The sequence below is a fragment of the Fretibacterium sp. genome, from assembly GCF_057312375.1.
This window is the reverse complement of record NZ_DBHLDX010000058.1, coordinates 4,234-11,540: the sequence shown is the minus strand read 5'-3', so window position 1 is coordinate 11,540 and position 7,307 is coordinate 4,234. Positions and strand designations below refer to the sequence as shown.

Below are 7,307 nucleotides of genomic sequence, written 5' to 3'. Positions count from 1 at the left end.
GGCTTGCGGCGCGGATTTCGCCTTTGGAGCACGAAAGGCGCTTTGAAGTGGCGAAAGCGATCAATGAAAGGCCGTACATTCTGCGCGAGGAAGCGGCGGAGCTGTTCGGCGTCTACCCGATGAGCCTCTGAACGCCGTGTCTCAACGGAGCTTTTTCGGGGGGGCGGCTAGCGCGGGGCCGCGGAAGGAGGGCTCCTAGGCCCTCTCCCCGACGATGAGGAGGCCGGGGCAGTGTAAAAAAACAACCTGTTGGGCGTCAGTGCAGGCCCGTTTTCATCAGTTTCTCGTAAAGCGCCTCCCGAACGTCCCATCCCAGGGCGGAGGCGGCGTACTCCACCACATACCAGGGCCCCGGGCGCACCCATACGCCGTCTCCAGCCGCGCTCATCTTCGCGAACCGCTCGGGGTCCCCAAGCACCCGCAACGGGGCCGGCGGACGCCAGTCGGCGGGGAGGTTGTAGATATCCTTCTCGGTGCCGCTCAGGAACTCCGCGTCGCACCGGGCCCATTCGGCGTCAAGCTCCTCCAGATCACGGCTCCGATAGCGGTGATAGTCTTTGAATCGACGCTCGCTGACGACCCGGAGTTCCTCGTCCCGTAGGAATCGGGCGAAGCTCTCCGGGGCCCCGATCGCGGAAAAGGCCAAGACGGGAGTAGCGGGTGCGGGGGACTCGCAGGGATGCAGCGTTCCGTTCCATTCCGCCCAGCTGCCGCTCCGGAGCGGGGAGATTAGGATGCGCTCGGCGGGGACATGGCGCTCCACCGACGCTCGAAGGTCGGCCAGGGTCTCCAGGACGGCCTCTGGTCGACCTTGGTCAGCACAATGAGGTGCGCCCCCCCGAGGGTGGATATGGGCTCCCGCAGGATCCCCTAGGGGATCAAGGTCTCGTTGCCGAAGGAGCAGGTCGCGTCGATCAAGACCGCGTTGGCGTCCCGGCCCAGCCGAAGGTAGGGAGGAAGTAAGCAAAAACCCCCTCAGTGAGGGGGTTTTCTATTTCTGAATCCCTTTTGAAACGGGATTTTCGCTTCTGGTGGAGCTAATGGGATTCGAACCCACGACCTCTTGAATGCCATTCAAGCGCTCTCCCAACTGAGCTATAGCCCCAAGGCAAACGGAAGCATTATACAGATTCCTTCCGACCTTGTCAAGAAAAATCCCTTCTGGACTGCACGCTTTAAGTTTGAAAGCGAGTTCGTCAGAGCGACGTGCCGACCACCTGGCCCGTGAGGCTTGGCGCGGAGGCGGCGCTTTCGTTCTCCGAAGCGTCCTTCTGCCAGAGGATGGCGACGCCCGCCCACGTCATGGCCAGGGCCACCAGAGGGTTCAGCCAGTTCATGAAGCAGTAGGGCAGGTAGTCCAGCGTCGCCACGCCCAACACGGAGCTGACGTAGACGCCGCAGGTGTTCCACGGCACGAGCACCGAGGTCATGGTCCCGCTGTCCTCCAGGGAGCGGGACAGCATGGTGGGAGCCAGCCTGCGGCCGTTCCAGCTGCGCTCCTCGAAGGCGCGACGGAACATCCGGCCCGGCACGATAATGGACAGGTACTGTTCGCTCAGGAAGACGTTGGAGAGGAAGGCGGAGGCCAGCACCGAGGCCACCATGCCGAACACGGACCGCACGTGGCGCATCAGGGCCTCTAGGATCACGTCCAGAAACCCGCAGACCTCCAAGATGCCCCCCAGCGAGAGGGCCACGGCGATGAGGCAGATGGTCTCCAGCATCGAGGTCATGCCGCCGCGGGTGAAGAGCTGGGTCAGGAGATGCCCGATCGACGAGAACACCTCCGGGTCCACGGAGAGCGCCGGGGAGCCGGCGAGGAAGATGGACCTGAAGGCCTGCGTCATCTTCGAGATGGCCTCCGGTGTGTCGGCGGCGGCGAATTGGCCCAGGTGTGCCGGCTCGTAGCCGGAGAAGAGGACCATCAGCGTGTCGTGGGCCGAGGAGCCGTTGGCCAGCGACAGGACGATCCCTCCCAGGATGCCCGCCACGATGCCCGGAATGGCGGGGACCTTGAAAAAGGCCATGACCAGGATGATCAGGGGCGGGATGAAGGCCCAGAAGGAGATGGAGAACTCCGCGCGCATCATGTCCTGGATCAGGAGGATGCGGCCGCCGTCCGAGCCCTGCGCGGAACTCCCCATAAAGAGCGAGATCACGAGGGTGATGAGTAGCGTCGGCAACGTGGTCCACATCATGGCTCCGACGTGGTCGAACAGGTTACTGCCCGAAACCGCCGGGGCCAGGTTCGTCGTGTCCGAGAGGGGGGAGAGCTTGTCGCCGAAGTAGGCCCCCGATATGACGAAACCGGCCGTGACGGGAAGCGGCAGGCCGAGGCCTGCGCTGATGCCGATGAGGGCCACTCCGACGGTGCTGGTGGTGGTCCAGCAGCAGCCCGTGGCCAGGGCCACCACCACGCTGATCAGGAGCGACGCGCAGTAGAAGAACCGCGGGCTCATCACCCCGAGGCCGTAATAGATCATCGTGGCGACGACGCCGCTCTGGATCCAGCAGCCCACGAGGCAGCCCACGAGGACGAGGATCAGGATGGCCTGAATGGAAACCTGGATGGCGTTGCAGATGCCGCGCTCCAGGTCCACCCACGAGCACCTGAGCCACGACAGGCCCACCGCCGCGGCAAAGACCGCCGCGAAGAGGAGGGGGACCTGTGCGGGAAGCCCCAGCCCAAAATGAGCGCCCGACTCGAGCTCCACGTCAACGACGCCCAGAGTGACGATCAGCGCGCAGCAAAGCAGAACGAAAAGAGATAGGACAAGACCCGGTTTACGAGATAACTGCATCCCGACATTCCCCCCACACCAAAGATCTGCTGTCGTTTTTTACCTTGTGTTGAGGCTTCGACTATTCCCGGACAGGGTCCTTTAGCGCGAGAGGAATGATTTTGCGTATTGGTCTTCCCCGGCTTACTTCGAAGTCATGTGCATTGTAAAACATTCTGGTGAAAATGCAAGAGGAAAAACGCGGCGCAGCCCCTGCGGCTGAAGGACGCGAGGGTTGCATCTCCCGCGCAGGGCGACAAAAAAATGGCCCGCCCCGATCAAGGGGCAGGGCCTCGTCCGTATCTTTACATAAGAATCGTGCGTCACGCCGACCGCAGGAGCTCCTCCGCCGGGGCCGCCCGCCCCAGGGCGAGCGAGCGCGGCACGTCCAGCACGCGCTGGTTGTCCGATCCGCGCCATGCCAGCGCCAGACTGCGCCGCGCCTGGATAAAGGGGCCGTCCACCAGCACGTCCAGGGCGCGCAGGAGCGCCGCCCAGTCCGGCCTGCCCGCCCTCAGGAGCGCCTCCAAGGTACAGCCCGTCCACGCCATGACGTGATACCCCCGCGCCCGTGCCGCGGCGGCGAGGGGCGCAAGGGCCGCCGCCTGACAGAAGGGCTCCCCTCCGCTCAGGCTCAGGCCATCCAGCAGCGGGTTCGCCGTCAACCGCGCCAGCACCTCGCCGGAGCGGATCGTCCGCCCCCCCTCAAAAGGCTGCGTCTCCGGGTTGTGACACCCCGGGCAGCCGTGTGGGCACCCCTGCACGAAGACCGCGAGGCGCAGGCCCGGTCCGTCCACGATGGAGTCCTCCACGATCCCCGCCAGCCGCAGTTCCGCCTCCAACCCTTCGAGCCTTAGCGCGGGCATGGTTCCGGTCCCGCGTGCTTCACGCGGTCGTGCTCCTCCGCGCGCTTGGCGTCGTTGAAGCGCTCAAGCGTCCCCACGAGGTAGCCCGTGATGCGACGGATGCGCTCGAAGGGTCGGCCCTCCTCCCGCCGGCCGCAGCCGGGGCAGACGTCGTCGATGACGCCCGTGTAGCCACACACGGGGTCCCGGTCCAGCGGGTGATTGATGGCGCCGTAGCCGATGCCCGCCTCCTTCATGGCACGCACCACCTTCTCAAACGCGGTCAGGTTCCGCGAGGGGTCGCCGTCCATCTCGATGTAGGTGATGTGCCCGGCGTTCGTCAGGGCGTGGTAGGGCGCCTCCAACCGTATCTTCTCGAAGGCGTTGAGCCGGTGGTACACGGGAACGTGAAAGCTGTTGGTGTAGTAGCCCCGGTCCGTGACGCCGGGGATGACCCCGAAGCGCTCCCGATCCAGGCGCAGGAAGCGCCCCGACAACCCTTCGGCAGGCGTCGCCAGCAGCGTGAAGTTCAGCCCGTTCGCCTCCGAGGCCGCGTCCATGCGCCGGCGCAGGCGCCCGACGATCTCAAGCCCCAGCTCCTGGGCCTTGGGGTCCTCGCCGTGGTGGGCGCCCGTCAGGCTCTTGAGGCACTCCGCCAGGCCGATGAAGCCGAGGGACAGCGTCCCATGCCTCAGCACGGGGCGCACCTCGTCGTTCCAGCCCAGCGTCTCCGAGTCCATCCACACGCCCTGCCCCATCAGGAAGGGGAAGTTCTTCACCCGCTTGCGCGACTGGATCTCGAGCCGGTCCAGAAGCTGCTGGACCACGAGGTCTGCCATGGCGTCGAGCCGCCGGTAGAACTCATCGAGGTCCCCCTCGCTCAGGATCGCGAGCCGCGGCAGGTTGAGGCTGGTGAAGCTCAGGTTGCCCCGCCCCGTCACCGTCTCCCGGTCCCGGTCCGCCACGTTCCCGATGACGCGCGTGCGGCACCCCATGTAGGCGATCTCCGAGTCCGGGTTCCCTGGCCGGTAGTAGCTCAGGTTGAAGGGCGCGTCGATGAAGGCGAAGTTGGGGAACAGGCGTTTTGCGCTGACGCGGCAGGCCAGTTGGAACAGGTCGCCGTTCGGGTCCTCCGGGCTGAAGTTCACCCCCTCCTTCACTTTGAAGATGCTGACGGGAAAGATGGGCGTCTCGCCGTGCCCCAGGCCCGCCTCCGTCGCAAGGAGCAGGTTCCGCGTCACCATGCGGCCCTCCGGCGAGGTGTCCGTGCCGTAGTTCAGCGAGCTGAAGGGCACCTGCGCCCCCGCCCTGCTGTGCATGGTGTTCAGGTTGTGGACCAGCGCCTCCATGGCCTGATACGTTTCGCGATCCACGTCCTGCTGCGCCTCTCGAAGCGCCGCCTCCTGAGCGCGCTCCACCGCCTCCCGCGGCACCCCAAGCCTCAGGAGCGCCTCCCGCTCCCGCGACTGACGCTCGTCCGTCGCCCCCATGCGGATGGGGTCCCCCTCCAGGCCGTCGAGGGCCGCAGTAACCCCGGCCTCCACGGCCCCCCCGGCGAGGAGGCTCAAGGCGCGCAGGAGGTTCCGGCGATAGGCCTTGGCAAAGGTGCGCGCCACGTAGGGCGCCATGTCGCAGTCGAAGGCGGGGATGCTCTGTCCGCCGTGCTGGTCGTTCTGGTTCGCCTGAAGCGCGATGCAGGCCAGCGCCGCGGCGCTTCGGATGCCGGAGGGCTCCCGCAGCGTGCCGTGCCCCGTGCCGAATCCTCCCTTGAAGAGCCGCTTCAGGCCGATCTGACAGCAGGTCGTCGTCAGGGTCAGGAAGTCCATGTCGTGGATGTGGACGTCTCCGCTGCGGTGCGCCTCGGCGTGCTCCGGCCGCAGGATGAATATCTCGTTGAAGTGCTTCGCGCCCTCGGAGCCGTAGCGCAGCATCGTCCCCATGGCCGTGTCGCCGTCGATGTTGGCGTTCTCGCGCTTCAGGTCGCTGTCCCGCGCGTCCCGGAACGTCAGCGCCTCGTAGACGTTCATCAGGTGGCTCTTCATCTCCCGCGCGCGGCTGCGGGACGCGCGATAGAGGATGTAGGCCTTGGCCGCCCTCGCGCGGCCGGACTCGATCAGCACCTCCTCCACGATGTCCTGAATCTCCTCCACCTGGGGCACGCCACCCTGGAGTTCCTGCTCCATGTGGGCCACGACGCGCTCCGTCAGCGGCATGGCCTCCGCTCCAGGTTCCCCCACCGCCGCCAGGGCCCGTCCGATGGCCCCGGCTATCTTCTCAGCGTTAAAGGGCACCTCGCGCCCATCCCGCTTCCTGATCCTGGCGAACATCTCTCTTTGCCTCCTTAAAAAAGAACGCCCCCTCAAAAAAACCGCCCCCTCCGGGAGATGGAGGGGGCAGGCGCTCGCGCCTGAACGCGAAAGGGCCGCACGCCCTCCCGTCGTCCGCAGGAGTTCGCGTTCATGGGCCCAGGCAGGTCTTCTGACTTGGGATCCTCGGCGCCTCGTCCTTTCCGGATCGCTCCAGTGGACTTTCGAGGGGCCTCCCCGTTCACAGCGGCGGGACCGTTCAGGATTCGCACCTGCTTCCCTTTTGCCCGGCGCACACGCCGGAACCCGCGCCCATATGCTTCAAAAGTGCAGCCTCATTATACACCAGCCCCACGCTGTCCCGGCGGCGTGGGGCTGCCGCTACGTGGAGCTGGTCGTCCCCGACGCACGCGCACCAGCCCCGTTGCCGGCGGCACAACCCGTTGACGAAGGAAGGCGCGCTTTCCGTCAATCGAATATACTATCAAGCGGCCGGCGGTGCTGGCCCCACAGGCTTGACCCTCCCCTGGCTGGAGGGACTACGATGGGTCCTGTCGGAGGGCGAGGGGCGAAAAACGCGAAGGGAGGAGGAGTTTGATGAGCAACCTGTTGACGATCGGGGATTTCTCCAAGGCGACGATGCTCTCGGTGAAGACGCTGCGCTTTTATGACGAAAGGGGCATCCTGAAGCCCGTCTGGGTGGACGAGGCGACGGGGTATCGGCACTACTCCGCGGGACAGTTCGTGGAGGCCCTGCGCATTCGGCGACTGAGGGAGCTGGACGTGCCCCTGGAGGAGATACGCGCCTTTCTGGGTGCACGGGAGCCTGATGCGATCGCCGCCTTCCTGGCCCGACACCGGCAGGTGCTCCAGGAACGCCTGGAGAAGGGACACAGGGACCTGGAGCTCCTGGAAAAACTCACTTTGGAGAAGGAGGCGTTTTTCTTGTCCTACAAAATTACGGTACGCGAGGTGGCGCCTGTGCGGGCGCTGACGCACCGCTGCATCGTCACGATGGAGAACCTGTCGGAGGAGAGCCATCGGGTCTTTACGGAGCTGTGGACCCACCTGGAGCGGCACGGCAGTGCCTACGGCGGGGAGTGCTTCGACATCTACTATGGGGAAGAGTTTGACCCCAACAACATCGACGTCGAGTACTGCCTGTCCTTTACGAACCCGGTCCCGGACACGGATCGGTTGAAGGTCCGCACGGTGCCGGGCGGCCTGATGGCCTGCACCCTGCACAAGGGGCCTTACGACCAGTTGGAGGGTGCCTACACCGCGCTGCGGCACTGGATGGAGGAGAACGGCTACGAGCCCGTGGCCGGCTCCGACGGCGCGCGAAACGTCTACCTGAACAGCCCTCACGAGGTCCC

Annotated in this window: 5 protein-coding genes, 1 tRNA gene and 1 riboswitch; of the genes, 1 reads left to right on the top strand and 5 read right to left on the bottom strand. The window is 65.6% G+C overall.

Annotated features, from left to right (window positions below):
- Positions 1–256: 256 nt before the first annotated feature.
- The 5 genes from ACO41U_RS08345 to ACO41U_RS08325 all read right to left on the bottom strand — a co-directional run bounded on the left by ACO41U_RS08345 (position 257) and on the right by ACO41U_RS08325 (position 5,952).
- On the bottom strand, positions 257–763 hold the full coding sequence (locus tag ACO41U_RS08345) for a tetraacyldisaccharide 4'-kinase (RefSeq protein WP_485943103.1): 507 nt from the start codon (positions 761–763) through the stop codon (positions 257–259).
- 266 nt (positions 764–1,029) lie between these two features.
- Positions 1,030–1,105 (bottom strand) — tRNA-Ala (locus ACO41U_RS08340).
- A gap of 91 nt (positions 1,106–1,196) precedes the next feature.
- Positions 1,197–2,801 (bottom strand): Na+/H+ antiporter NhaC, encoded by a 1,605-nt coding sequence (gene nhaC / locus ACO41U_RS08335; RefSeq protein WP_298782040.1) that lies wholly within the window; start codon positions 2,799–2,801, stop codon positions 1,197–1,199.
- Between the two features lie 302 nt (positions 2,802–3,103).
- The gene (locus ACO41U_RS08330) at positions 3,104–3,646 is read right to left on the bottom strand and encodes a 4Fe-4S single cluster domain-containing protein (protein WP_485943101.1); all 543 of its coding nucleotides are present in this window, start codon (positions 3,644–3,646) and stop codon (positions 3,104–3,106) included.
- Positions 3,634–5,952, bottom strand: coding sequence for an anaerobic ribonucleoside triphosphate reductase (locus ACO41U_RS08325; RefSeq protein WP_485943099.1), 2,319 nt, complete (start codon positions 5,950–5,952; stop codon positions 3,634–3,636). Before ACO41U_RS08325 ends, ACO41U_RS08330 begins: the two co-directional genes overlap by 13 nt.
- A 124-nt stretch (positions 5,953–6,076) precedes the next feature.
- A riboswitch (cobalamin riboswitch) is annotated at positions 6,077–6,256 on the bottom strand.
- 272 nt (positions 6,257–6,528) lie between these two features.
- Here ACO41U_RS08325 and ACO41U_RS08320 point away from each other — a divergent pair.
- Positions 6,529–7,307, top strand: a 779-nt coding sequence (locus ACO41U_RS08320; RefSeq protein WP_485943097.1) for a MerR family transcriptional regulator, incomplete at its 3' end; no start/stop codon positions are given.

Coding starts and splice junctions, on each gene's coding strand:
- ACO41U_RS08325 (WP_485943099.1), bottom strand. CDS start 5,952: ATGTTCGCCAGGATCAGGAAGCGGGATGGGCGCGAGGTGCCCTTTAAC.
- nhaC (WP_298782040.1), bottom strand. CDS start 2,801: ATGCAGTTATCTCGTAAACCGGGTCTTGTCCTATCTCTTTTCGTTCTG.
- ACO41U_RS08330 (WP_485943101.1), bottom strand. CDS start 3,646: ATGCCCGCGCTAAGGCTCGAAGGGTTGGAGGCGGAACTGCGGCTGGCG.